Origin of the sequence: Aquabacterium sp., assembly GCF_044226965.1 — a bacterium.
In the GTDB taxonomy this organism is placed as follows: domain Bacteria; phylum Pseudomonadota; class Gammaproteobacteria; order Burkholderiales; family Burkholderiaceae_C; genus Pseudaquabacterium.
This window is the reverse complement of sequence record NZ_JBGAGA010000071.1, coordinates 1-23,454: the sequence shown is the minus strand read 5'-3', so window position 1 is coordinate 23,454 and position 23,454 is coordinate 1. Positions and strand designations below refer to the sequence as shown.

19 protein-coding genes and 2 pseudogenes are annotated in these 23,454 nt (G+C 72.8%); 5 read left to right on the top strand and 16 right to left on the bottom strand.

The genetic code is table 11. The features are described 5' to 3' along the window. Positions 1 to 19 precede the first annotated feature (19 nt). The 9 genes and pseudogenes from ACILR4_RS23645 to ACILR4_RS23605 form a co-directional block, all read right to left on the bottom strand. Complete coding sequence (locus ACILR4_RS23645; RefSeq protein ID WP_395703343.1) at positions 20 to 415, bottom strand: RidA family protein; 396 nt, start codon at positions 413 to 415, stop codon at positions 20 to 22. Further along, positions 412 to 2,058, bottom strand: coding sequence for an AMP-binding protein (locus tag ACILR4_RS23640; RefSeq protein WP_395703342.1), 1,647 nt, complete (start codon positions 2,056 to 2,058; stop codon positions 412 to 414). Before ACILR4_RS23640 ends, ACILR4_RS23645 begins: the two co-directional genes overlap by 4 nt. A gap of 25 nt (positions 2,059 to 2,083) precedes the next feature. Next, on the bottom strand, positions 2,084 to 2,953 hold the full coding sequence (locus tag ACILR4_RS23635; protein WP_395703352.1) for an enoyl-CoA hydratase family protein: 870 nt from the start codon (positions 2,951 to 2,953) through the stop codon (positions 2,084 to 2,086). Positions 2,954 to 3,256: 303 nt separating this feature from the next. Next, positions 3,257 to 3,532: pseudogene (locus tag ACILR4_RS23630) on the bottom strand (MarR family transcriptional regulator); the annotation flags it as partial. A 23-nt stretch (positions 3,533 to 3,555) separates the two neighbouring features. Beyond that, positions 3,556 to 5,919 (bottom strand): bifunctional salicylyl-CoA 5-hydroxylase/oxidoreductase, encoded by a 2,364-nt coding sequence (locus ACILR4_RS23625; protein ID WP_395703341.1) that lies wholly within the window; start codon positions 5,917 to 5,919, stop codon positions 3,556 to 3,558. An 82-nt stretch (positions 5,920 to 6,001) separates the two neighbouring features. Then, positions 6,002 to 6,667, bottom strand: a complete 666-nt coding sequence (locus ACILR4_RS23620) for an ABC-type transport auxiliary lipoprotein family protein (RefSeq protein ID WP_395703340.1) — start codon at positions 6,665 to 6,667, stop codon at positions 6,002 to 6,004. 32 nt (positions 6,668 to 6,699) lie between these two features. After that, on the bottom strand, positions 6,700 to 7,689 hold the full coding sequence (locus ACILR4_RS23615) for an MlaD family protein (protein ID WP_395703339.1): 990 nt from the start codon (positions 7,687 to 7,689) through the stop codon (positions 6,700 to 6,702). Beyond that, positions 7,679 to 8,473 (bottom strand): ABC transporter ATP-binding protein, encoded by a 795-nt coding sequence (locus ACILR4_RS23610; RefSeq protein WP_395703338.1) that lies wholly within the window; start codon positions 8,471 to 8,473, stop codon positions 7,679 to 7,681. The genes ACILR4_RS23615 and ACILR4_RS23610 overlap by 11 nt, the downstream gene beginning before the upstream one ends. 8 nt (positions 8,474 to 8,481) lie before the next feature. Next, positions 8,482 to 9,600 (bottom strand): MlaE family ABC transporter permease, encoded by a 1,119-nt coding sequence (locus tag ACILR4_RS23605; RefSeq protein ID WP_395703337.1) that lies wholly within the window; start codon positions 9,598 to 9,600, stop codon positions 8,482 to 8,484. A gap of 100 nt (positions 9,601 to 9,700) precedes the next feature. On the opposite strand from ACILR4_RS23605, the gene ACILR4_RS23600 reads away from it, so the two are divergent. Beyond that, a complete protein-coding gene (locus tag ACILR4_RS23600; protein ID WP_395703336.1) occupies positions 9,701 to 11,299 on the top strand; it encodes an MFS transporter in 1,599 nt (532 codons plus the stop codon). Positions 11,300 to 11,311: 12 nt separating this feature from the next. Here the strand turns inward: ACILR4_RS23600 and ACILR4_RS23595 are convergent, their stop codons facing one another. Together ACILR4_RS23595 and ACILR4_RS23590 are read right to left on the bottom strand one after the other, a co-directional pair. Next, positions 11,312 to 13,795, bottom strand: a complete 2,484-nt coding sequence (locus ACILR4_RS23595) for an ATP-binding protein (RefSeq protein ID WP_395703335.1) — start codon at positions 13,793 to 13,795, stop codon at positions 11,312 to 11,314. A 35-nt stretch (positions 13,796 to 13,830) separates the two neighbouring features. Further along, the gene (locus ACILR4_RS23590) at positions 13,831 to 14,919 is read right to left on the bottom strand and encodes a TRAP transporter substrate-binding protein (RefSeq protein WP_395703334.1); all 1,089 of its coding nucleotides are present in this window, start codon (positions 14,917 to 14,919) and stop codon (positions 13,831 to 13,833) included. Positions 14,920 to 15,057: 138 nt separating this feature from the next. Between ACILR4_RS23590 and ACILR4_RS23585 the strand changes: the two genes are divergently transcribed. Further along, entirely contained in the window at positions 15,058 to 16,284 is a 1,227-nt protein-coding gene (locus ACILR4_RS23585) for a 6-phosphofructokinase (protein ID WP_395703333.1), read from the top strand. 32 nt (positions 16,285 to 16,316) lie between these two features. Here the strand turns inward: ACILR4_RS23585 and ACILR4_RS23580 are convergent, their stop codons facing one another. Together ACILR4_RS23580 and ACILR4_RS23575 are read right to left on the bottom strand one after the other, a co-directional pair. Next, positions 16,317 to 16,940: a hypothetical protein gene (locus tag ACILR4_RS23580; RefSeq protein WP_395703332.1), complete on the bottom strand. Its 624-nt coding sequence runs from the start codon at positions 16,938 to 16,940 to the stop codon at positions 16,317 to 16,319. Next, positions 16,927 to 17,469 carry a hypothetical protein gene (locus ACILR4_RS23575; RefSeq protein ID WP_395703331.1) on the bottom strand — a complete coding sequence of 181 codons (543 nt, stop codon included), beginning with the start codon at positions 17,467 to 17,469 and terminating at the stop codon, positions 16,927 to 16,929. The genes ACILR4_RS23580 and ACILR4_RS23575 overlap by 14 nt, the downstream gene beginning before the upstream one ends. Positions 17,470 to 17,609: 140 nt before the next feature. Here ACILR4_RS23575 and ACILR4_RS23570 point away from each other — a divergent pair, with 140 nt between their 5' ends. Continuing rightward, the gene (locus tag ACILR4_RS23570) at positions 17,610 to 18,860 is read left to right on the top strand and encodes a cystathionine gamma-synthase family protein (RefSeq protein WP_395703330.1); all 1,251 of its coding nucleotides are present in this window, start codon (positions 17,610 to 17,612) and stop codon (positions 18,858 to 18,860) included. A gap of 15 nt (positions 18,861 to 18,875) precedes the next feature. Here the strand turns inward: ACILR4_RS23570 and ACILR4_RS23565 are convergent, their stop codons facing one another. After that, positions 18,876 to 19,775, bottom strand: coding sequence for a LysR family transcriptional regulator (locus ACILR4_RS23565; RefSeq protein WP_395703329.1), 900 nt, complete (start codon positions 19,773 to 19,775; stop codon positions 18,876 to 18,878). A 107-nt stretch (positions 19,776 to 19,882) separates the two neighbouring features. Here ACILR4_RS23565 and ACILR4_RS23560 point away from each other — a divergent pair, with 107 nt between their 5' ends. Further along, the gene (locus tag ACILR4_RS23560) at positions 19,883 to 21,112 is read left to right on the top strand and encodes an alpha-hydroxy acid oxidase (RefSeq protein ID WP_395703328.1); all 1,230 of its coding nucleotides are present in this window, start codon (positions 19,883 to 19,885) and stop codon (positions 21,110 to 21,112) included. 256 nt (positions 21,113 to 21,368) lie between these two features. Further along, positions 21,369 to 22,394 (top strand): pyridoxal-phosphate dependent enzyme, encoded by a 1,026-nt coding sequence (locus ACILR4_RS23555; protein ID WP_395703327.1) that lies wholly within the window; start codon positions 21,369 to 21,371, stop codon positions 22,392 to 22,394. A 63-nt stretch (positions 22,395 to 22,457) separates the two neighbouring features. Here ACILR4_RS23555 and nirD read toward each other — a convergent pair whose 3' ends face one another. Both nirD and ACILR4_RS23545 read right to left on the bottom strand, forming a co-directional pair. After that, entirely contained in the window at positions 22,458 to 22,799 is a 342-nt protein-coding gene (gene nirD / locus ACILR4_RS23550; protein WP_395703326.1) for a nitrite reductase small subunit NirD, read from the bottom strand. A gap of 29 nt (positions 22,800 to 22,828) precedes the next feature. Further along, positions 22,829 to 23,454 (bottom strand): annotated as a pseudogene (locus ACILR4_RS23545) (nitrite reductase (NAD(P)H)); the annotation flags it as partial.

Here is a 23,454-nt window from a genome sequence, read left to right as displayed (position 1 = left end):
GCCGCGGGGTTAAGCAGGCTCAGCCCGGGAGCACGGCGGTGACCTCGATCTCGACCTTGGCGGCATCCTCGATCAGCGCCTTCACTTCCACCGCGGTCATCGCGATGGTGTAGTGGCCGACCAGCTCGCGGAACATCGCGCCGATCTCGCGGCCCTGGGCCAGGTACTCGCGCTTGTCGGTCACGTACCAGGTCATGCGGACGATGTGCTCGGGCTTCGCGCCGCCTGCAGCCAGCACCGCGATCACGTTCAGCATGGCCTGGCGAGCCTGGTCGGCCAGGCGCTCGCTGGCGAAGCGGCCTTCGGCGTCCCAGCCGATCATGCCGGCGACGAAGATCATCTCGCCGCCCGCTTTCACGCCATTGGCATAGCCCTTGGGGCGTGGCCAGCCGGGGGGTTGCAGGGCGGTGCTCATGTCGCGGCTCCGGTGGGGAGGGTGGGTTTGAGGCGGAAGCGCTGCAGCTTGCCGGTTTCGGTGCGCGGCAGCGCCGTGAGGAACTCGATCGCGCGGGGGTACTTGTACGGCGCGATCTGCTGCTTGACGAAGTCCTGCAGCGCGCGCACCTGCGCGGCATCGGCGGCCTGGCCCGGGCGCAGCACGACGAAGGCCTTGACGATCTGGCCGCGCTCGTCGTCCGGCCAGCCGACCACCGCGCATTCGGCCACGGCCGGGTGCTGCATCAGGGCCTCCTCGACCTCGGGGGCGCCGATGTTGTAGCCGGCCGAGATGATCATGTCGTCGAGCCGGCTGCAGTAATGGAAGTAGCCGTCCTCGTCCATGCGGTAGGCGTCGCCGGTGAGGTTCCAGCCGCCGCTCACATAACGTGTCTGGCGATCGTCCGCCAGGTAGCGGCAGCCGGTGGGGCCCTTCACCGCCAGGCGTCCGATCTGCCCCGGCGGCAGCGGCTGGCCGGCTTCGTCCAGCACGCAGGCCTGGTAGCCGGGCACCACGGTGCCGGTGGCGCCGGGCCGGGCATGGGCTTCGTCGTGCGAGATGAAGATGTGCAGCATCTCGGTGGCGCCGATGCCGTCGATCAGCTCGATGCCGGTGTGCGTCTTCCACAGCGCGCGGGTGGCGGCGGGCAGCGCCTCGCCGGCCGACACGCATTGCCGCAGCGTGCCGCCCAGCGGCACCGAGATGCGCCGTGCGCCGGCCTCGGCCGCCAGCGCGCGGTAGCTGGTGGGGGCGGTGAACAGCACCGTGGCGCCGAACTGCGCGACGGCGTCCAGCAGCAGCGGCGGCGAGGCCTTCTCCAGCAACACCGTGGAAGCGCCGATGTGCAGCGGGAACAGCAGCAGCCCGCCCAGCCCGAAGGTGAAGGCCAGCGGCGGGCTGCCGATGAACACGTCGTCGGGCTTCGCGCGCAGCACGTGCTTCGGCCAGCACAGGCAGGCGGCCATCACGTCGCGGTGGAAGTGCATCGTGCCCTTGGGCAGGCCGGTCGTGCCGGAGGTGAAGGCGATCAGCGCGACATCGTCGGCCGCGGTGCGCACGGTGTCGAAGGCCGCGGGCTGGCGCGCCATCGCTGCCTCCAGCCCCTGCGGGCCGGGGTCGTTGAAGTGGCGGATCTCGCGCAGCGTGGAGCAGGCGGTGGCGGCGCTGGCCAGGTCGTCGGCCAGCGCGTGGTCGCACAGCGCATGGGAGACCTCGGCCTTCTGGATCACCTGCGTCAGCTCGCGCGCGCGCAGCAGCGGCATCGTGGCCACCGCGATGCCGCCGGCCTTGACCACCGCGAACCAGCAGGCGGCCATCATCGGGTTGTTCGGCGCGCGCAGCAGCACGCGGTTGCCCGGCTGCAGGCCCATGTCGCGCACCAGCACGTGGGCGATGCGGTTGGCGCGCTGCTGCAGCTCGGCATAGGTCCAGCGCAGCCCGCCGGGCGCCTGGATGCACAGGCGATTGCCCTGCCCCTGCGCGACACGGCGGTCCAGCAGCTCGGCGGCGCAGTTCAGCTGCGCGGGGAACTGCAGGTCCGGACCGTCGAGCAGGAACTCGGGCCACTGCGCGCGCGGGGGCAGGCGGTCGCGCGCGAAGGTGTCGGTGTGGGCGCTGGCCATGGTGTGCCTCCTGGACGCTGCGGGCTCAATCGCCCTGGAACACCGGCTTCTGCTTCGCGACGAAGGCTTCGTAGGCGCGCTTGAAGTCCTCGGTCAGCATGCAGATCGCCTGGGCCTGGGCCTCGGCCTCGATGGCCTGGTCGGGCGTCATGCTCCACTCCTGGTGCAGCATGGTCTTGGTGATGCCGTTGGCAAAGCGCGGGCCGGCGGCGATGTCGGCCGCCAGCGCCTGGGCCTGCGCAGCCAGTGCATCAGGCTCGCACAGCCGGTTGAAGAAGCCCCACTGCAGGCCCTCTTCGCCGCCCAGCGAGCGGCCGGTGTACAGCAGCTCGCTGGCGCGGCCCTGGCCGACGAGCCGCGGCAGGATCGCGCAGGCGCCCATGTCGCAGCCGGCCAGGCCGACGCGGTTGAACAGGAACGCGGTCTTCGAGCGCGCGGTGCCCAGGCGCAGGTCGCTGGCCATCGCCAGGATCGCGCCGGCACCGGCGCACACGCCGTCGATGGCCGCGACGATGGGCTGCGGGCAGGCGCGCATGGCCTTCACCACGTCGCCGGTCATGCGGGTGAACATCAGCAGCTTGGGTGCCTTCAGCCGCACCAGCGGGCCGATGATCTCGTGCACGTCGCCGCCGGAGCAGAAGTTGCCGCCGGCGCCCTGCAGCACCACCGCGGCGATGTCGTCGGCCCAGCGCAGCGCGTGGAACAGCTCGCGCAGCTCGGCGTAGGAATCGAAGGTCAGCGGGTTCTTGCGCTCGGGGCGGTTGAGCGTGATCGTCGCGACACCGTCGGCCACCTGCCACTGGAAATGCCGCGCGATGTACGCGGCCATCGGGCGGCGGTTGCCGGCGGCGAGCGCGGGGTCGACGCGCGGTGGATCGGCGGGGGATGTCGTCATGCGGCCTCCGAAGGGGTGGGGGTGGAGGGGGTGGCGGGCTGCGCCGACTGCCGCTGCGCGATGGTGACGCGCAGCGTGCCGAGCAGGCTGTGCAGGGTCTTGCGTTCGGCGGCCTTCAGGCCGCCCATCAGCTCGACGATCCAGGCTTCGTGTTCCTGTGCCATGCGCTCGAACAGGCCGCGGCCCTCGGCAGTGAGCTTCAGCACGAAGGCGCGGCGGTCCTGCGGTGAGCTTCAGCACGAAGGCGCGGCGGTCCTGCGGCGAGGGCTCGCGCTGCACCAGGCCTTCCTTTTCCAGCTCGTCGGTCAGGCCGGTGACGTTGCCGCCGGTCACCATCAGGTAGCGCGACAGCGCATTCATGCGCAGGCCTTCCGGGTGGCGGTGCAGCTGCGCCAGGTAGTCGAAGCGCGACAGCGTGATGCCGAAGCGCGCGCGCAGGCGCTGGCGGATCTCGGTCTCGATCTGCGTGCTGCAGGCCAGCAGGCGCAGCCACAGCTTCAGCGCGGCATGGTCGTCGGCCGCGGCGCGGGCTTCCAGGCCGATGGCGTGGTCGTCGAGGGGGGCGCGTCGTTTGCTCATCGTGGTGGTCGAGGCGGTCGTCGTCACACGCCCAGCGCGCGGTTGGCCTGCTCCAGCGGCGACAGGCCGGCGCTCTGCTGCGCCTGCGCGCGTTCGCGTTCCAGGTTGCGTTCGAGTTGGCGCTTGCCGCTGAGGTACTGCACCGGCCAGGGCATCTCGGCATAGCCGAGCCTGGCCGCTTCGTTCAGCGCCCAGGCGGGGTTGGCCAGGTGCGGGCGGGCGATGGCGCACAGGTCGGCGCGGCCGGCGGCGATGATGGCGTTGGCATGGTCGGCTTCGGTGATGCCGCCCACCGCGATGGTCGGGATGCCGGCCTCGTTGCGGATGCGGTCGGCGAACGGGGTCTGCCACATGCGGCCGTACACCGGCTGCTCGGCCTTGCTGACCTGGCCGGCGGAGCAGTCGATCAGGTCGGCGCCGGCCTCGCGGAAGGCGCGCGCGATCTGCACCGCGTCGGCCGGCGTGATGCCGCCCTCGACCCAGTCGTGCGCCGAGATGCGCACCGACATCGGCAAGTGCTGCGGCCACGCCGCGCGCATCGCCCGGAACACCTCGAGCGGGTAGCGCAGGCGGTTGGCGAGCGCGCCGCCGTAGTCGTCCGTGCGGTGGTTGGTGAGCGGCGAGATGAACGAGGACAGCAGGTAGCCGTGCGCGCAGTGCAGCTCCAGCCAGTCGAAGCCGGCGGCGGCTGCGCGGTGCGTGGCGGCGACGAACTCGTCGCGCACCTGGTCCATGTCGGCGCGCGTCATCGCCCGCGACCACTGGCTGACGCCGTCCAGGTACTGCTGCGGCGAGGCCGAGATCAGCGGCCAGTTGCCCTCGGTCAGCGGCTGGTCGACGCCTTCCCACATCGCCCGCGTCGAGCCCTTGGCGCCGGCGTGGCCGAGCTGCAGGCCGATCTTCACCTCGGGTTGCGCATGCACGAAGCGCACGATGCGCGCCCACGCGGCCTGCTGTTCGTCGTTCCACAGCCCCGGGCACTGCGGCGTGATGCGCGCCTCCGGCGAGGGGCAGGTCATCTCGGCCATCACCAGCGCGGCGCCGCCCAGCGCGCGCGCGCCCAGGTGCACCAGGTGGTGGTCGCCGGGCACGCCGTCGACCGCCGAGTACTGCGCCATCGGCGAGACCAGGATGCGGTTCTTCAGCCGCACCGAGCGCACGCTGTAGGGCGTGAACATCGGCGGCACCGGGGCGTGCGGCCGCGTGGTGTCGAGCCCGGCACGCGCGGCGATCCAGTCCTCGAAGCCCTCGACATAGGCCTTGTCGCGCAGGCGCAGGTTCTCGTGGCTGATGCGCTGGCTGCGGGTGAGCAGCGAGTACGCGAACTGCTCGGGCGGCAGCGTGGCGTAGCGATCGACGTTCTCGAACCACTCGGTGGAATTGCGCGCGGCGTTCTGGATGCGCAGCACCTCGACGCTGCGGGTGGCCTGGTACTGCGCCAGCGCGGCGGCCAGGTCGCCGGGGTGCGCGGCGATGTCGCGGTCGAGCGCGATCGCGTCTTCCAGCGCCAGCTTGGTGCCCGAGCCGATCGAGAAATGCGCGGTGTGCGCGGCGTCGCCCATCAGCACCACCGGCGTCTGCCCATCGCGGCCGGCGCGGTGCACCCAGGTGTTGCACACCACGCGCGGGAAGCGGATCCATTGCGCCGAGCCGCGCAGGTGCGCGGCGTTGGACATGAGCTGGTGGCCATCGAGCACCTGCGCGAACAGGCGCTCGCAGAAGGCGATGCCCTCCTCCTTGCCCATGTCCTCCAGCCCGGCGGCGCGCCAGACGCTTTCGGGCGTCTCGACGATGAAGGTGGAGGTGGTGGCGTCGAAGCGGTAGGCGTGGGCCTGGAACCAGCCCCATTCGGTGCGCTGGAAGTCGAAGGTGAAGGCGTCGAACAGCTTGTGCGTGCCGAGCCAGACGAAGCGGCAGGCGCGCAGGTCGATGTCGGGCCGGTAGACCGCGGCGTACTTCTGGCGCACGCGGCTGTTCAGCCCGTCGCAGGCGATGATCAGGTCGGCGTCGATCTGCTCGTCGTCCGGCGCCTCGGTGCCGAAGCGCAGTTCGACGCCGAGTTCGCGGCAGCGGTTCTGCAGGATCTGCAGCAGCCGCATGCGGCCGATGCCGCAGAAGCCATGGCCGCCCGAGACGATGCGCCGGCCCTGGAAATGCACCGCGATGTCGTCCCAGTGGTTGAAGGCGTCGAGGATCTGCTGCGCGCTGGCGGGGTCGGCCTGCTGCAGCGCGCCCAGCGTCTGGTCGGAGAACACCACGCCCCAGCCGAAGGTATCGCCGGCGCGGTTGCGCTCGATCACCAGCACCTCGTGCGAGGGGTCGCGCAGCTTCATCAGCAGCGCGAAATACAGGCCGGCGGGGCCGCCGCCCAGGCAGACGATGCGCATGGCAGACCTTTCAGGCAGTCCGTCGGACCGCGGTCGATCAGGCTGCCAATTTAGGTCTGGATAGTTTAGATGTCAACTAAATTCATGGCGGGGCGGACCCGCGGGCGGGCGTGGCCGCGGCCAGCGCCTGCTGCAGTGCCTGTTCGAGCCAGGGCAGCAGCGCGTCGAAGGCCTGCGCCAGCGCCTGCGACATGGCCTCGGCCCCGCCGGCCGAATCCGCGCTGGCGGCCGGGGCCTGCGCCTGGATGCGGTGGCGCGCGACGCGCAGGCGCTGGCGGCGGTCGAACAGCTCGGCCACCATCGTGAGCCGGCCCTGGCCCGGCTCCACGCTCACATCGTGGTATAGGGTTTCGAGCGCGATGCTGAGCAGCCAGTCCGCGCGCATCGGATCGCCGAGCTGGCCCACCGCGCCGGCCACGCCGCGCTGCTGCAGACGCCGCTGCAGCAGCCGCGGCACCAGGCGCACCGGCCGCTCGGTCCAGGAGGCGAGCTGGTAGAACGCGTACTCGTGCGGGCGGCGCGAATAGGCGATGGAGGCGGTATCGGCGATGGCATCGGCCGGCAGCGCCTGCACCAGCAGCGCCGGCACCAGCGGCGCGCCCAGCCGCTGCGCGTGCCCGGGGTCGTGCAGGTCGCGCCAGGTCTGCGCCGGCTGGTCCTGGCCGAGTTCGACCGAGACGCAGGCGTTCAGCAGCGGGGTGGCGGCGGCCGCCAGCAGCGTGCGGCGGCGAGCGATGAGGTACGTCATGAAAGCGGTTCCTGTCGGCGCTCCGGGGGGTGTCACTTCAACTGCTCCCCGGGGCCCAGCTGACGCTTCGCCGGTCCGAGCAGCGCGGCGCGTGGGTCGCGCAGGCGTTCGAGCACGCGGGTGGCGGCGTCGATGCTCAGGCGCAGCTCGGCGGCGGTGGATTCGAGCTTGTCGTCGGCGCCGGCGGCGGTGTTCTCGAGGTGGCGCGCGGTCTCCAGGGCCTGGTGCTGCAGGCGGTCGGTGGCCTGCGACAGCTGGGCGATGGCCTGCCGCGCATCGGCCAGCGTGCGGTCGGCCTCGCCCAGCGTGCCGGCCAGGCGCTGCTCGCCGCGTTCGGCCACCTGCGCGATGCGGCTGCCGGCATCGCCCACCTGGCTGGCGGCGCTGCCCACCTGGCCGGCGGCCTGGCCCACCTGCACCAGGGCCGTGTCCAGCGCCTGCAGGCGGCCGTTCAGGCCGTTGGCCAGCGTGCGCAGGCTCTTCACGGTGGCCATCAAGGCGTCGCGGTTCTCGGCCTGCAGCAGCTGGTTCAGGTTGTTCAGCACCGAGGCGGCCATGTCGCCGACCTGGTTCACGCGGCCGGCCAGTTCCTCGAAGTTGGAGCGGCCCTCGGCGATGACCGGGTACTGCTCGCCGTCGCGCACCTCGGTCAGCGGCTGGCCCTGCGGGTCGGCGTTGACCAGCGAGATCGTCGCGATGCCGGTGAGGATGTTGCGCGTGACCACCGCGACGGTGTTGGTGCGCACCGGCGCGCGGCGGCTGACGCGCACGTCGACCCGCACCCGGTTCTTGTCGTCGCCGGCCAGCGCGTAGTCCTCGACGCGGCCGACCTTGATGCCGCGCAGCTCGACGTCGCCGCCGATCTGCAGCCCTTCGAGCGACTGGTGCTCGAAGTGGATGGAGTAGTACGAGAAGTCGCTGCGCGAGCCGACGTTCTTCAGCCACACCATGGCGCCCACCAGCGCGGCCAGCAGGACCAGCATGGCCGCGCCGACCCAGGTGTAGCGTGCTTCAGCTTCCATCGGGCCCTCCCGCCCCTGCCGTGCTCGGGGCATCGATCATCCTACGAACCGAGAAGTACTCGCGGATCCACGGGTCGTCCTCGGCCATCACCTGCGCCACCGTGCCATCGGCGCGCACTTTGCCGCGGCCCAGCACGATGAGCCGGTCGACCACGCCCAGCAGCGTGTCCAGGTCGTGGGTGACGAGGAACACCGTGAGCCCGAGGTCGTCGACCAGCGAGCGCACCAGCCGGTCGAAGCCGCGCGCGGTGATCGGGTCCAGCCCGGAGGTGGGCTCGTCGAGGAACAGCACCTCGGGTTCGAGCGCGATCGCGCGGGCGATGGCGGCGCGCTTGCGCATGCCGCCGGAGAGCTCGCTCGGCCGCTTGCTGGCGGCTTCCGGCGGCAGGCCGGCCTGCGCCAGGCGCAGCGCCACCAGCGCATCGATGGTGGCCGGCGCCAGCCGCGTGTGTTCGTGCAGCGGCACCGCGATGTTCTGCGCCACCGTGAGCGAGGAGAACAGCGCGCCGTCCTGGAACATCATGCCGAAGCGCTGGCGCACCGCGTTGAGCTGGCCCTCGGGCGCCGCCCACATGTCGGTGCCCAGCAGCTTCACGCGGCCGGCGTTGGGCCGCTGCAGGCCGATGATCTCGCGCAGCAGCACCGACTTGCCGGTCCCGCTGCCGCCGATCAGTCCCAGCAGCGTGCCGCGGGCGACGCTGAAGGACACGCCGTCGTGCACGCGCTGCGGCCCGAAGGCGGTGACCACCTCGTCGACCTCGATCACCGGCGCGGCGCTGTCCATCGTGCGGCCTACCAGTCCAGCGCCTGCAGCAGCACCGCGGCGGCCGCGTCGATCAGGATCACCGCGACGATGGCCTGCACCACGGTGGAGGTGGTGGCCAGGCCCACCGCGCGGGTGTCGCGGCCCACGGTCATGCCCATGCGGGTGCCGATCACCGCGATGGCCAGCGCGAACACCGGCGCCTTGACCAGGCCGATGATCACGTGGCGCAGGTCCAGCGCCTCGCGCAGCCGGGCCAGGAAGGCGCCGCTGCTCAGGTCCAGCATCGGCCGCGCGATGGCGATCGAGCCGCCCAGCGCGGCCACGTCGCCGACGAACACCAGCAGTGGCAGCATCAGCATCAGCGCCAGCACGCGCGGCACCACCAGCACCTGCTGTGGCGCCAGGCCCAGCGTGCGAATGGCGTCGATTTCCTCGGCCAGGCGCATCGCGCCCAGCTGCGCGGCGAAGGCGGCGCCCGAGCGGCCGGCGACGATGACGGCCACCATGATCGGCACCAGCTCGCGCGTGGCGCCGATGCCCACGCCGTCGACGACGAAGATGTTGGCGCCGTACTTCTCGGCCTGCAGCCCGAGCAGGTAGGTGAACACCAGCCCGATCAAGGCGCTGACCAGCGCGACGACCGGAATCGCGGCGAGCCCGGTCTGTTCCAGCTGTACGACCAGCTCGCGCCGCCGCAGCCGGCGCGGCGCGAGCAGCAGCTCGGCGAAGGCGGCCAGCAGGTGGCCCAGGAAGTTCAGGTGGCCCAGCAGCAGCGTGACGACCTCGACGGCCTGCCGGCCCAGCAGCGCCACGGCGTGCAGGCGCCGCGGCGGCGCGGGCAGCGTGGGCAGCGGCCGGCTGCGCAGCGGCGCCAGGATGCGGGCCTGCGCCGGTGCGAAGCCCTGCCACTGCAGGCCCTCGCCCGCGCCCGCGCCCAGCGCGCGCAGCAGCACCAGCGCGGCGGCACTGTCGAGTTCGGTGAGCGCGCTGCCGTCGACGATCAGCGGCCCGGCGGGCGGCTGGGCCAGCGCCTGCGCCAGTGCGGCCTCGATCGCCGGCAGCTGCGCCAGGCGCCAGGCGCCGTGCAGCTGCAGGCGGCGTGGCTGGGCATCGGCGGCGAAGGTGAGCCAGGTGTCGGCGGCCATCTTGCAGACGAGTGTAGAGCGGCCGTGCCGGGGGTTTGCCGAGGGCGGCGTGGGGACCCCCTCTGCCTAGAATCGCCGCTCCTCGGCCGCGCCCCTGCCCATGTCGGATCACGCCCGCTCCCTGTTCCACCGCCCGGCCACCTTCTGGTCCGGCTGCACGCTGATCCTGCTGGGCGTGCTGTCGCACGGGCCGATGTTCTGGATGGGCCGCCACACGCACTGGCAGATGGTGGGCATGCCGATGAGCTGGGAGATGTGGGTCGGCATGGCCCTGATCCCGCTGGGCCTGCTGCTGGCCGGCTGGGGCCTGATGCCGCCGCCGCCGCCGGCCGGCGCGGCGGGCCTGCCCCTGCACGTGGCCGACGGCCAGCGCCTGAACCGGGCCCACCTGCAGCTGGTGCTGGTGCTGGTGGTGACGCTGGCGGTGGACGTGATGAAGCCGGCCACGCTGGGCTTCGTGATGCCGGGCCTGGGCCAGGAATACGGCCTGCCGCGCAGCCGCGCCGGGCTGCTGGCGCTGTTTGCGCTGGTGGGCACCACGGTCGGCTCGGTGGCCTGGGGCCGCATGGCCGACCGCTTCGGGCGGCGCGCGGCGATCCTGCTGTCGGCGCTGATGTTCATCGGCACCGCCATCTGCGGCGCGATGCCCACCTTCGAATGGAACCTGGCGATGTGCTTCCTGATGGGGGCCTCGGCCGGCGGGCTGCTGCCGATCACCTTCACGCTGATGGCCGAGGCGGTGCCCGCGCGGCACCGCGGCTGGCTGCTGGTGGCGCTGGGCGGCGTGGGCACCTCGGCCGGCTACCTGCTGGCCGCCGGTGCCGCGGCCTGGCTGGAGCCGCTGTTCAGCTGGCGCGTGCTGTGGCTGCTGGGCCTGCCGACGGGCGCGCTGATCATCGTGCTGAACCGCTTCATCCCCGAATCGCCCCGCTTCCTGGCCGCCACGGGCCGGCTGGCCGAGGCCCGGGCCACGCTGCGGCGCTTTGCCGGGCCGCAGGCCGGTGCGCTGCAGCCGGACGACGCACTGCACCCGGGCCCGCCCGAGATCGATGACGAGCGCCACCCGGTGGCCGGCTTGCGGCAGCTCAGCGCCGGCCCGCTGGCGCGGCTGACCGGCGCGCTGCTGGTGTGCGGCATCGGCTGGGGCCTGGTGAACTTCGGCTTCCTGCTGTGGCTGCCGAGCAACCTGCGGTCGCTGGGGCTCGATGCGGCGGCGGCCAGCGCGCTGCTGGCGCGTTCGTCGGTGCTGGCGCTGCCGGGCATTGCGCTGGTGGTCTGGCTGTACCAGCGCTGGAGCAGCGTGCGGGCGCTGGCATTGTTCGTCGCGCTGACCGGGCTGGTGCTGCTGCTGTTCGCGGCGCTGGCCTCGGCCGGGCTGCAGTCCACGGCCGCGACCACGCTGGCCACCGCGGCGCTGCTGATCGCCGTCAGCGGCGTGATCGCGATGCTGATTCCGTACGCCGCCGAGATCTACCCGGTGCACCTGCGCGGCAGCGGCTCGGGCGTGGTCGCGGCCAGCTCGAAGGCCGGCGGCATCCTCGGGGCCGCGCTGGCGGTGTTCGGCTTCTTCGACCAGTTCGTGCTGTCGGCCGTGCTGCTGGCAGTGCCGATGCTGGGCTCCGCAGTCTGGCTGTGGCGCGGCGGCGTGGAAACCACCGGCCGCACGCTGGAAGACATCGAGCAGGCGCTGCGCGCCTGACGCGCGAACGCCTCAGGCGTGCGCCGGCTGGGGGCAGGCGCGCGCGATGGCCTCGGCCAGCAGGTGCGGGTTGATCGGCTTGGTGACGTGCTCGTTCATGCCGGCGGCGAGGTAGGCCTCGCGCTCCTCGGCCATCGCGTTGGCGGTCATCGCGATGATCGGCAGCCGGCCCAGCGGGCCGGGCAGCGCGCGGATGGCCTGGGCGGCGGCTTGGCCGTCCATCTCGGGCATCTGGATGTCCATCAGCACCAGGTCGTACTGCGCGGCCTGCACCTGGCGCAGCACCTCGATGCCGTCGGCGACGATGTCGCTGAAGTGGCCCTGCTGGTCGAGCATGGCCTTGATCAGGATCTGGTTCACGCCGTTGTCCTCGGCCACCAGGATGCGCAGCGGCCGGGCCGCGGGCGGCGGCATCACGGCCTGGGCCGGCGCCGGCGCCTGGGCTGCCTCGCGCGCGGCGGCCATGCGCAGCGTGACGATGAAACGGCTGCCGGCGCCGGGCGTGCTGAGCACCTCGATGCGGCCGTGCATCAGCTCGACGATCTCGCGGCTGATCGCCAGGCCCAGGCCGGTGCCGCCGTAGCGCCGCGCGGTGGAGCTGTCGGCCTGGCTGAAGCGCTCGAACAGCCGGGGCAGCACCTCGGGCGGGATGCCGATGCCGGAGTCGATGATGGTGATGCGCAGCTCGTGCAGGCCGGCTTCGACCGGGCGGTGTGCGAGCTCGACATCGACACTGCCGGTCTCGGTGAACTTCAGCCCGTTGCCCACCAGGTTGAACAGCACCTGGCGCAGCCGGCTGGGGTCGCCTCGCACCACGGCCGGCAGGTCCGGTGGCAGCGCCAGGTTCAGGCCCAGGCCCTTGGCCTCGGCCCGCACCCGCAGCAGCGCGATCACCTCCTCGATGGTGTCGCGCAACGGGAAGTCGACGATCTCCAGCTGCATGCGGCCGGCCTCGATCTTCGACAGGTCGAGGATGTCGTTGATGATGGCCAGCAGGTTCTGGCCCGAACTGCGGATCAGCTCGGCATGCTGGCGCTGCTCGGCATTGAGCGGGCTGGCCAGCAGCAGGCCGTTCATGCCCAGCACGGCGTTCAGCGGGGTGCGGATCTCGTGGCTCATCGCCGCGAGGAACGCGGACTTGGCCTTGCTGGCGGCCTCGGCCGCCTCCTTCACCTGCTGCAGCTCGCGCTCGGCGGCGGTGATGTCGCGGAACACGCTGACGATGCCGCCATCGGGCGTGCGGCGCTCGATGGTGTGGACGATGCGGCCGTCGGGCAGGGTCTGCGCGTGGATGCCGCTGCCCTCGCGCGCATTGCGCAGCCGGCGCGCGACCCACTCGTCGCGCTGCGCCGGCGGCGCGTCGGGCGCCAGCGCGTCGAAGGCGTGCTCGGCCAGCTGCCGCGCGCTCAGGCCCGGGCGCATCACGTCGGCGAGCCACGGGAACAGGTCGATGTAGTGCTGGTTCCAGACCACCACCTGGTCATGGCGGTCGAGCAGCAGGAAGCCGTCGTGCATCGAGCCCAGCGCCTGTTCGATCACCGTCTTCGAGGCGGCGAGTTCGGCACGGATGCGGTTCAGGCGCAGCACGTCCCAATGCGCAAAGGACGCGGCCCCGACCAGGGTGGCGATGAACAGCAGCGCGATGCCGCCGATCACCCCGCTGTTGCGCGGCCAGTCTGCCAGCACCACCGACAGCGGCAGGCTGGCCACCACCCGGACCTGGCGGTAGATGATGGGCCGTGCCACCAGGATGGCCGGCGAGCCGTCCAGCCGCGAGGGGCCGCGCATCGGGATGCCCTGCATGGCCGCGGCGTCCAGCGGGCGTGGCAGCGCGCGGCCGCTGAATTCCTCGCTGGACGGGGTGCTGGCCAGCAGCACGCCGTCGTCGCGCTCCAGCGTGGCCTGCAGGCCGGACAGGCCCACGGTCTGCGGCAGCATCGCCTCGACCAGCGGCACCGGCACCTCCGCCACCACGATGGCGCGGCGCTCTCCGGCCAGCGTCAGCGGCCGGGCGAAGTACAGCGCACGCTCGGCATTGGCGAAGTTGACGACCGGCGCGCTGATCACCAGCGCCGGCGCGGGCAGCGCCAGCACCTGTTGCAGCAGGCCGGGCGGCAGGCGCAGGCCGAGCCGGCGGCTGGCCTCCTCGGCGGCCGCCAGCACGTGGCCCTGCTCGTCCAGCAGCGCCAGGTCGCGCACGCCCAGGGTCTGCTGGTTCAGCCGCACCAGCTGGCGCTCGATGGCGCTGCGCTCGAGCGTGCCGTCGGCGCGGCGGGCGTCGGCCACCACGTCGCCGACGCCGGCCAGCAGCACGTCCACCGCGACGAAGCTGCGGTTGATGGCGGCCTCGGCCGCGGTGACGAAGTGCAGCGCACGCGCCTCGCCCTCGTGCAGCGCCTGGTCGCGCTCGAACAGCACCAGCGCGACCGCGGCGGCGGCCACCGCCAGCGACAGCGCGGCGGTGCTGGCCCACAGGATGCGGTGGAAGCGCGGCATGGGGAAGCGTCGGGGCCGTGCGCGGGGAGCGCGGTTCAGCGCGGCGGCGCCGGCAGGCCCAGCTGCGGGCCCAGCGTCTGGTTCCAGACCTCGGCACATTGCGGGCCGCAGCGCTGCACCCAGCGCGGCAGTACCGTGTCCGCGACGATCTGGCGCCGGCGCCGGTCGTCCTCGGCGCTGGGCTTGACCTCGGTCATGTGGCCGCGCCGGCCGCTGCTGCAGCCGGCCGCGCCGGTGTTGCAGGCCAGGCCTTCGCCGGTCTCGCGTTCGGACTCGGCCCAGATGGCCTGCTCGAGCCGGGGCAGTTCGCGGCTGATCAGGCTGCGGAATTCGGGCTTCAGCGCCTTCCAGGTCGCCTGGTTGGCGCCGAACAGCGCGATGCCCCAGCTCACCGCCATCGGGTGGATGTGGCTGGTGAGCTCGTGCAGCCCGATGGTGTTGCCGGACATCGTGCCGGTGATCGCGCAATCGATGTTGCCGGCGCGGAAGGCGTCGACGATGCCGGCAAAGCCCACGCTGACGGCCACGCCGCCCAGGGCCTCGACCCAGTCGGCCTGCGGCGGGCTGGCCACGCGGATGCGGCGCCGGGCCAGGTCCCCCAGGCCGCTGAAGGCCTTCTTGCAGAACAGCACCTGCGCCGGGTAGGTGTAGACCGCCAGCAGCTCGATGCCGTGCTGCTCGCGCAGCGTCTTCTCCAGCTGCGGCCGGTAGGCGGCGATGGACTTGCGCAGGCTGGCGATGTCGGGATTCAGGCCGGCCAGGTCGGGCGCGGCCAGCAGCGGCTCGGCCACCGCGCTCTGGCTGACCAGCGCGGTGCCGAAGGGCACCACGCCCAGCTTCATCAGCTGCAGCATCTCCTGCCCGCGGATGCCGGCGCGGTCGAAGGGCACGATCTCGGCGCTGAGCTGGCCGCCGCTGAGCTTGCGCAGCTCGGTGGTCCAGAACGGCTCCTCGTGGCGCGTGTACTGGTTCAGGCCGGCCAGCCCGCCGACGATGCGCAACTGCTGCGGCGCGGCGGCCTGGGCCAGGGCCTGCCCGACGACCCCGGCGGCCAGCAGCAGCGCCAGGGCGGCCCGCCCGGTGGCGCGCATCAGCGCTGATGCGGGGATGAAGCTCGCTGCCATCGGTCCTCCTCGGCACCCGGGCGTTGGCGCCGGTGGACCCAATGATGCATCAGCGCCGGCACCGGGCCGGCCTGCAGGCGCTACGCTATCGGCTGTGCGGCGCCATGCCGGTGCCGCGTTCGAGGAGCAGCGCGCACCATGAGCAGCAGCAGGCCCGGCAAGATCCTGGTCGCCCAGGGCGGCGGCCCCACGGCGGTGATCAACCAGTCGCTGGTCGGCGTGGCGCTGGAAGCGCGGCGCCATGCCGGCATCGAGCGGGTCTACGGCGCGCGCCACGGCGTGCGCGGCATCGTCGACGAGGAGTTCGTCGACCTGACGCAGGAGAGCACCCACAACCTCGAGCAGGTGGCGCTGACGCCGGCCTCGGCGCTGGGCTCCACGCGCGACAAGCCCGACCTGGCCTACTGCCAGCGCATCTTCGCCTCGCTGAAGGCGCATGGCATCGGCCAGTTCTTCTACATCGGCGGCAACGATTCGTCGGACACCGTGCGCATCGTCGCCGAGGAGGCGGCGCGGGTGGGCTACCCGCTGCGCTGCATGCACATCCCCAAGACCATCGACAACGACCTGGTCGGCAACGACCACACGCCGGGCTTCCCGTCGGCCGCCCGCTTCGTGGCCCAGGCCTTTGCCGGCGCCAACCTGGACAACGCCGCGCTGCCGGGCGTGTACGTCGCGGTGGTGATGGGCCGCCACGCCGGCTTCCTGACCGCCGCCTCGGTGCTGGCGCGCAAGTTCCCGGACGACGGGCCGCACCTGGTCTACCTGCCCGAGCGCGACTTCTCGATGGAGCGTTTCCTGGCCGACGTGAAGGCCGTGCACCAGCGCCATGGCCGCTGCGTGATCGCGGTGTCCGAGGGCATCCACGACGCCAGCGGCGAGGCGATCGCGTCGCAGCTGGCCGGCCAGGTGGAGCGCGACGCGCACGGCAACGTGCAGCTCTCGGGCACCGGGGCGCTGGCCGACCTGCTGTGCGAGCAGATCAAGGACAGGCTGGGCATCAAGCGCGTGCGCGGCGACACCTTCGGCTACGTGCAGCGCAGCTTCGTCGGCTGCGTCAGCGACGTCGACCAGCGCGAGGCGCGCGAAGTCGGCGAGAAGGCGGTGCAGTGGGCGATGTGGGGCGACCGCGACGGCTCGGTGGCGATCCACCGCGTCGGCCAGTACGCGGTGAGCTACGAGCTGCAGCCGCTGGCCGCGGTGGCCGGCAAGACGCGGGTGATGGAGGACCGCTTCATCAGCGACAGCGGCACCGACGTGACCGAGGCCTTCGTGCAGTACCTGCGCCCGCTGGTGGGCACCGGCCTGCCGGAAGCGCACCGGCTGCGCGCGCCGGCGGTGGCCAAGGTGCTGGCCGGCCGCTAGCGCCGGAAAGACGCGGCCAGGCGTTATCGGCGTCAGCGGCGCGCCGCGGGGTTCATGATGTCGGCCGGGCAGTCGGGGTCGACGTCCATGCCCAGCGCGACGTAGTAGTGCCGCTCCGGCAGCGGCGCCCCGCCTTGCGGCGTGACCCGCACGTGCACGCCCTCGCGGCTGAGGCATTGCGTGACCTTCAGCTGCAGCGCACGCCCGGGCCAGCGGATGACCAAGGCCTGCGGCGACAGCGTGTCCACCTGCGCATCGCGGCCGGCGAAGGCCAGCGCCAGGGCCGGGCCGCGCCAGCCGGCCGGCGCGCGGGCGCCGCGCTGCTGCAGCGCGGGTGGCGGGTTGTCGTCGGTGCCCAGCAGCGAGGCGCGTGCCTCGTCAGCCGTTTGCGCGCGGCCCTGCGGGCGCAGGCAGCAACGCACGGTGGCCGGCCCGGTGCCCAGCGGCGCCAGCTGCACGAAGGCCAGCGCGGCCGGGGCGGACGCCGCGGCCGGCGCGTACAGCTGCACCGCGCGGCCGGGCCGGGGCAGGTCGGCCAGGCCGTACCACGGCGCGGTGGCGTCGTCGCCGGCCCGTGCGGCCTGCGCCAGCAGGGCCAGCGCGCAGGCCAGCAGCCGCGGTGTCAGGCGTTGTGCCACTGCGTCAATGGCCGTCATCGGACCAGTGCGGCGGGTCGGACGCGAGCTTGATGACGCCGAAGGTCTCGCCCAGCGCGTGCAGCTCGGCGGCGGTGCGCACGCGGGTGGCGCTGCCGTCGGCATCGGCGAAGGTCTTGCCGCTGTAGTTGCTGATCGTCATGTCGATGGCCCGGCCCTCGGTGTGGCGCGAACTCAGGGCCGGACGGTACACGATGTTGTAGAGCCCCACCATGCCCAGCGCTGCCGAGCGCGACGCGGTGGCGTCGGGCCGGCCGCGGCGGTCGCGGTGCACCCAGTCGATGTCGACGCCGGCCATCGCCGGCGCGTCTTCGGCGGCCAGGTTCTCGCGGCCGATGCGCCAGGCGTAGTGCATCAGGTAGGCCCGCTCGGGCGGGCGCAGCGTGGCCGAGACCGTGACGCCGGCCCCGCCCGCGCGCAGGGCGCCGGTGAAGTTGCTCACGGCGGTGGCGAAGGCCGGCGCGAGGTCGGCAATGCTGCTGCTGGTGGGAAAGCGCTGGACCCAGACCGGGCCGCTGAGTTGGGGCATGAACCGGGACTCCCGAGCTGCGAAGGCGAGCACTATGGCATGGGCGATGACGGCTGAAAGGAGCGGCCGTGCAACCGGGTGTGAACGGCGCGGCCTCGGTCTAGGGATGGCGCCGGCCGCCGCCACGCGACAATGCGCGGATGAGTGCCGATCCCCATTCCACCGAATCCATCCTCACCCGGCTGCTGCATGCCGACCGCCGCGGCGGCAGCGAACACGGCGCGCTGCACAAGGCGATGCACCCGGCCGCGACCTTCGGCTATCCCGACACCGCTTCACTGGTGGCGGTGTTCCAGGGGCGCCAGCCCGGCCATGTGTACGCGCGCCAGGGCAATCCCACCGGCCAGGCGCTGGAAGCCAAGCTGGCGATGCTGGAAGGCGCGCGCGCGGCGGCGGTGTTCGCCACCGGCATGGCCGCCATCGGCGCGGTGATGCTGACCCTGCTGAAGGCCGGCGACCATGTGGTGGCCAGCCGCTACCTGTTCGGCAACACCAGTAGCATGTTCGGCACGCTGGCAGGGCTGGGCCTCGAGTTCAGCTTCGTCGATGCCACCGACGCCGCGGCCGTGGCCGCGGCACTGCGGCCGAACACGCGCATGGTGTTCGCCGAGACCATCTCGAACCCCGGCACCCTGGTGGCCGATCTCGCAGGCATCGGCGCGCTGTGCCGCGAGCGCGGCCTGCTGTACGTGGTCGACAACACGATGACGACGCCGGTGCTGTTCCAGCCGCGCACGGTGGGCGCTTCGCTGGTCGTGCACTCGCTGGCCAAGGGCATCGGTGGCCATGGCGACGTGATGGGCGGCGCGGTGTGCGACACCGGCCTGTTCGCGTGGCAGCACTACCCGCACATCGCGCCGGCCTACCGGGTCGGCGATCCGGCCGGCTGGGGCCTGCAGCAGATCCGCAAGAAGGGGCTGCGCGATTTTGGCGCCACGCTGCGCGCCGAGGATGCGCACCGCATCGCCAGCGGCGCCGAGACCCTGGACCTGCGCATCGGCGCCACCAACGCGAACGCGCTGGCAGTGGCGCAATGGCTCGAGCAGCAGCCGCAGGTGGCGCGGGTGCACTACCCGGGCCTGGCCAGCCACCCGCAGCATGCGCGCGCGAAGGCGCTGTTCGGCGGCCGCTTCGGCGGGCTGCTCAGCTTCGAGCTCAAGCCCGGGCACGACGTGCTGGCCGTGCTGGACCGGCTGCGCGTGATCATCCTCTCCAGCCACCTGTCGGACAACCGCACGCTGGCCATCCCGGTGGCCCACACCATCTTCTGGGAGATGGGGCCCGAGCGCCGCGCCGAGATGGGCATTGCCGACGGGCTGGTGCGGCTGTCGCTGGGCATCGAGGCGCTGGCCGACCTGCAGCAGGACCTGGCGCAGGCGCTGGCGGGCTGAGCCGCCCGGGCGGGGTCAGCCCAGCAGGTGGCCGCGCGAGAAGTCGGCGGTCGCCGCGCACAGGTCGGACATCGTCTGGATCAGCGGCCGGTGGTCGTCGCGCCGGTGCAGGAAGGCATAGCCCAGCGTGCCCAGCGGCGGGGTCGAGGCCAGCCGGCGCAAGGTGCCGCGCTGCTCCAGTGCGCGGGCCCAGGCCTCGGGCAGGAAGCCGATGCCCACGCCCTCGGCCAGCAGACCGGCCACCGCGCTCCACTGGTTGCAGGTGATGCGCGGGCCGCTGTCCAGGCCGGACGCCGCGAGGAAGTCGTCAAGCAGCCGGGTCGTGCCCGCGCCGGCCGGCAGCGTGACCAGCGGCCCCTGGGCCAGCAGCTGCGGGCTCAGCGTGCGCTTGCGGCCGCTGCGCACCGGCGCGCAGCACCAGCTGAAGTGCGCCTCGCCCAGCGGGCGCGAGGCCACGCTGCCGTGCAGCGAACGGCCGGCGACGATGGCGAAATCGAGCTCGCCGGCGGCCACCTGCTGTTCCAGCACGGCGCCGATGTCGACGCTGGGCGCCGGGTGCAGCGCGGGGTGGGCGGCCTGCAGGCGGGCGACCAGCGCCGGCAGCCACGTCGACGCGGTGAGCTCGCCGACACCGAAGCGGCAGGTGCCGCGCAGCGCCGGGCGCCGGCCGAGCTCGGCGCGCAGGCTGGCGGCCTGGTCCAGCAGCGCGCCGGCGCGCGGCAGCAGCTCGGCGCCCACGGCGGTGAGCGCGGCGCGTTGCCCGCTGCGGTCGAACAGGGTCTGGCCCAGCGACTGTTCCAGCTCGGCGATGCGCTTGGACAGCGAGGACACCGACAGGTGCAGCCGCTGGGCGGCCACGGCGAAGCTGGCGCAGTTGGCGGCCCAGTAGAAGGCTTCGAGTTGCTTCAGGGTCATCGTGCAGCGGCCACCGGCCGGGCCATCGGTCTGTTCGATTTTGGCATCATGAATCGACGCAGAAATTTCGCTTTCCCGCGCGCAGGGTGCTGGCTAGAGTGCGGCCGATGCACAGCCCTGCTTCCACCTTCTCGCGCGCCGGCGGCTACCTGAACCCGGGCCGCTCGACCCTGCCGCGGCGCCTGCGCCCGCTGCTGGCGCTGGCCGACTTCGACGCCGCGGCACGGCGCCACCTGCCGCGGCCGGTGTACGGCTTCGTCGCTGGCGCGGCGGAGGACAACCGGTCGCTGCACGACAACCGGGCGGCCTTCGACGACTACGCGTTCCGGCCGCGCGTGCTGGCCGGCGTGGCCGATCGGCAGCAGCGGGTGGCGCTGTTCGGCCGCTGGCATGCCAGCCCCTTCGGCATTGCGCCGGTGGGCCTGACCGCGCTGGCCGCCTACCGGGGCGACGTGGCGCAGGCCCGCGCCGCCCACGCGGCCGGCATTCCGATGGTGCTGAGCGGCTCTTCGCTGACGCCGATGGAAGAGGTGATCGCGGCCGCGCCGGACACCTGGTTCCAGGCCTACCTGCCGGGCGACCTGCCGCGCATCGACGCGCTGCTCGACCGGGTGCGGGCCGCCGGCTTCCGCACGCTGGTGGTGACGGCCGACCTGCCGGTGGCGGGCAACCGCGAGAACAACGTGCGCAACGGCTTCTCGACGCCGCTGCGCCCTTCCTGGCGCCTGGCCTGGGACGGGCTGATGCGGCCGCGCTGGCTGTGCGGCACCTTCGCGCGCACGCTGCTGACGCGCGGCATGCCGCACTTCGAGAACTCGTTCGCCGAGCGCGGTGCGCCGATCCTCTCGGCGCGCGTGCTGCGCGACTTCGCCGGGCGCGACCACCTCGACTGGAGCCACCTGCGGCACATCCGGCGGCGCTGGCCGGGGTCGCTGGTCATCAAGGGCATCCTGGCCGCGGCCGACGCGGTGCAGGCGCGCGAGCTGGGTGCCGATGCGGTGATCGTGTCGAACCATGGCGGACGGCAGCTCGATGGCGCGGTGGCGCCCTTGCGCGTGCTGCCGGAGATCGTGGCAGCGGTGCGCGGCATGCCGGTGCTGCTGGACGGCGGCGTCCGCCGCGGCAGCGACGTGCTGAAGGCGCTGGCGCTGGGCGCGCGCATGGTGCTGCTGGGCCGGCCGTTCACCTACGCCGCGGCGATCGGCGGCGAGGCCGGTGTGGCGCATGCGATCGGGCTGCTGCGTGACGAGGTCGATCGCAACCTGGCGCTGCTGGGCCTGCGCAGCTGTGCCGAGCTCGACCCGACCTGCCTGGTGCCGCGCCCGGCGCTGGCTTGACAGCACCCGGGGCGCCTGTGCGACCATCCGCTCCCCGATGCGCCACGCCCGCCACCGCCTGATGCCCTGCCGCTTTGCGGCCTGGGTGGCCGTGGGCGGCCGCCGCACAGTCGCGACAGGCTGTGGTGGCCTGATTCGAATTCGGCAGGGTCGTTGAGCTGCGGCGCGTGGCGCCGGTGCCCAGCGATCCCTGAGCTGCCTGGCCGTCCGCTGCGGGCGGCCCGTCCGACACCTCGAACGCCGAAGGAAATCCCTCGTGAGTACCGCTTGTCCCGCGGACGCCGTTGCGTCCACCGCCGTGCCCTTTCCGCTGCTCGCCGAACTGCGCGCCAATGCGCAGGCCTTGCGCGGCCGCGTGCTCGAAACGCCGGTCTGGCGCTGGCAGACCGGCATTGCCGAAACGCTGCCGCCGGGCGGCGAGCTGTGGCTGAAGCTGGAGCTGTTCCAGCGCACCGGCAGCTTCAAGCTGCGCGGCGCGTTGACGGCGATCGGCGCGCTCGACGAAGCCGGCCGCCGGCGCGGCGTGGTGGCGGCCAGCGCCGGCAACCATGCAATGGCCGTGGCGCATGCGGCGCGCGCCGCCGGCACCAGCGCGAAGCTGGCGATGCCGCGCCATGCCAGCCCGGCGCGCATGGCCGCCTGCCGCGCGGCCGGTGCCGAGCTGCTGCTGTTCGACACCGTGCACGAGGCCTTCGCCGCCGCGCAGCAGCTGGCCGCCGACGAGGGCCGCGCGATGATCCACCCGTTCGACGGGCCGCTGACGGCGCTGGGCACCGGCACCGTCGGCCTGGAGCTGATGGACCAGGTACCGGGGCTCGACGCGGTGGTGGTGCCGGTGGGCGGTGGCGGGCTGGTGGCCGGCATCGCCGCAGCGGTGAAGCAGATCAACCCGCGCTGCGCGGTCTACGGCGTCGAGCCCTTCGGCGCCGATGCGATGTTCCGCAGCTTCGCCGCCGGCCAGGTGATGCAGCTCGATCGGGTCGACACCATCGCCGACAGCCTGGGCGCGCCCTACGCGCTGGCCTACAGCTACGGCGTGTGCCGGCGCTTCGTCGACGAGATCGTGCGCGTCAGCGATGACGCGATGTGCCAGGCGCTGCACTGGCTGTTCCGCGACATGAAGCTGGCGGTGGAGCCGGCCGGCGCGGCCGCCACCGCGGCGCTGTTCGGCCCCTTGCGTGAGCGGCTGGCGGGCCGGCGCGTCGCGCTGGTCGTCTGCGGCGCCAACCTCGATGCGGCCGGTTTCGCGGCCCTGCTGGCGCGCGGTGCGGCGATGTCCTAGCGCGCGAAGTCAGCGGCTGCCAGGCAGCGGCCGGCTGGCGCGACCGGCTGGCGCGACCGGGGCTCAGGCCAGCGCGACCAGCACCCGGCCGTCGTCGACATGCACCGCGTGGGCGCGCACCGAGTGCTCGGGCGCCTCCAGGCACTCGCCGGTGCGCAGGTCGAAGTGGTGCTTGTACAGCGGCGACGCCACGACGATGCGCTCGCCGAGGTTGCCGACCAGGCCACGCGACAGCACGCTGGCGCCGGACTTCGGATCGACGTTGTCGATGGCGTGGAAATCGTCGGCACCGACGCGGAACACCGCGACATGGCGGCCCTGCACGCGCGCGGCGACGCCGGTGTCCGGCACGATGTCGTCGACGTGGCAGACGGGGGTGAAGACGGTGGGTGGGTTGGGGCTCATGGTCGGTGCGGTGCTCGTGTGGGAGACGATCAGGCAGGGGTGGCGTCGGCCGCGCGTTCTTCGGGCCGGGCCGGGCGGATCTGGCCGCGTTCCTGCACGAAGACGATGTGCTCGTCGGGCTTGTCGCTGTTGACGAAGCTGCGGAAGCGCTGGCGCACTGCCGGGTTGGTGACCGCGGTCTTCCACTCGCACTGGTAGGTGTCGACGACCTGCTGCATCTGCGCCTCCAGCTCGGCGCACAGGCCCAGCGTGTCTTCGATCAGCACGCCCTTCAGGTAGTCCAGCCCGCCTTCGAGGTTGTCGCGCCAGGTGCTGGTGCGCTGCAGCCGGTCGGCGGTGCGCACGTAGAACATCAGGAAGCGGTCGATCAGGCGGACCAGCTGCTCGCGGTTCAGGTCGCTGGCGATCAGCTCGGCATGGCGCGGCTTCATGCCGCCGTTGCCGCAGACATAGAGGTTCCAGCCCTTCTCGGTGGCGATGACGCCGACGTCCTTGCCCTGCGCCTCGGCGCATTCGCGCGTGCAGCCCGAGACGCCGAACTTGATCTTGTGCGGCGCGCGCAGGCCCTTGTAGCGGTTCTCCAGCTCGACCGCCAGGCCGACCGAATCGCCCACACCGTAGCGGCACCAGGTGGAGCCGACGCAGCTCTTCACGG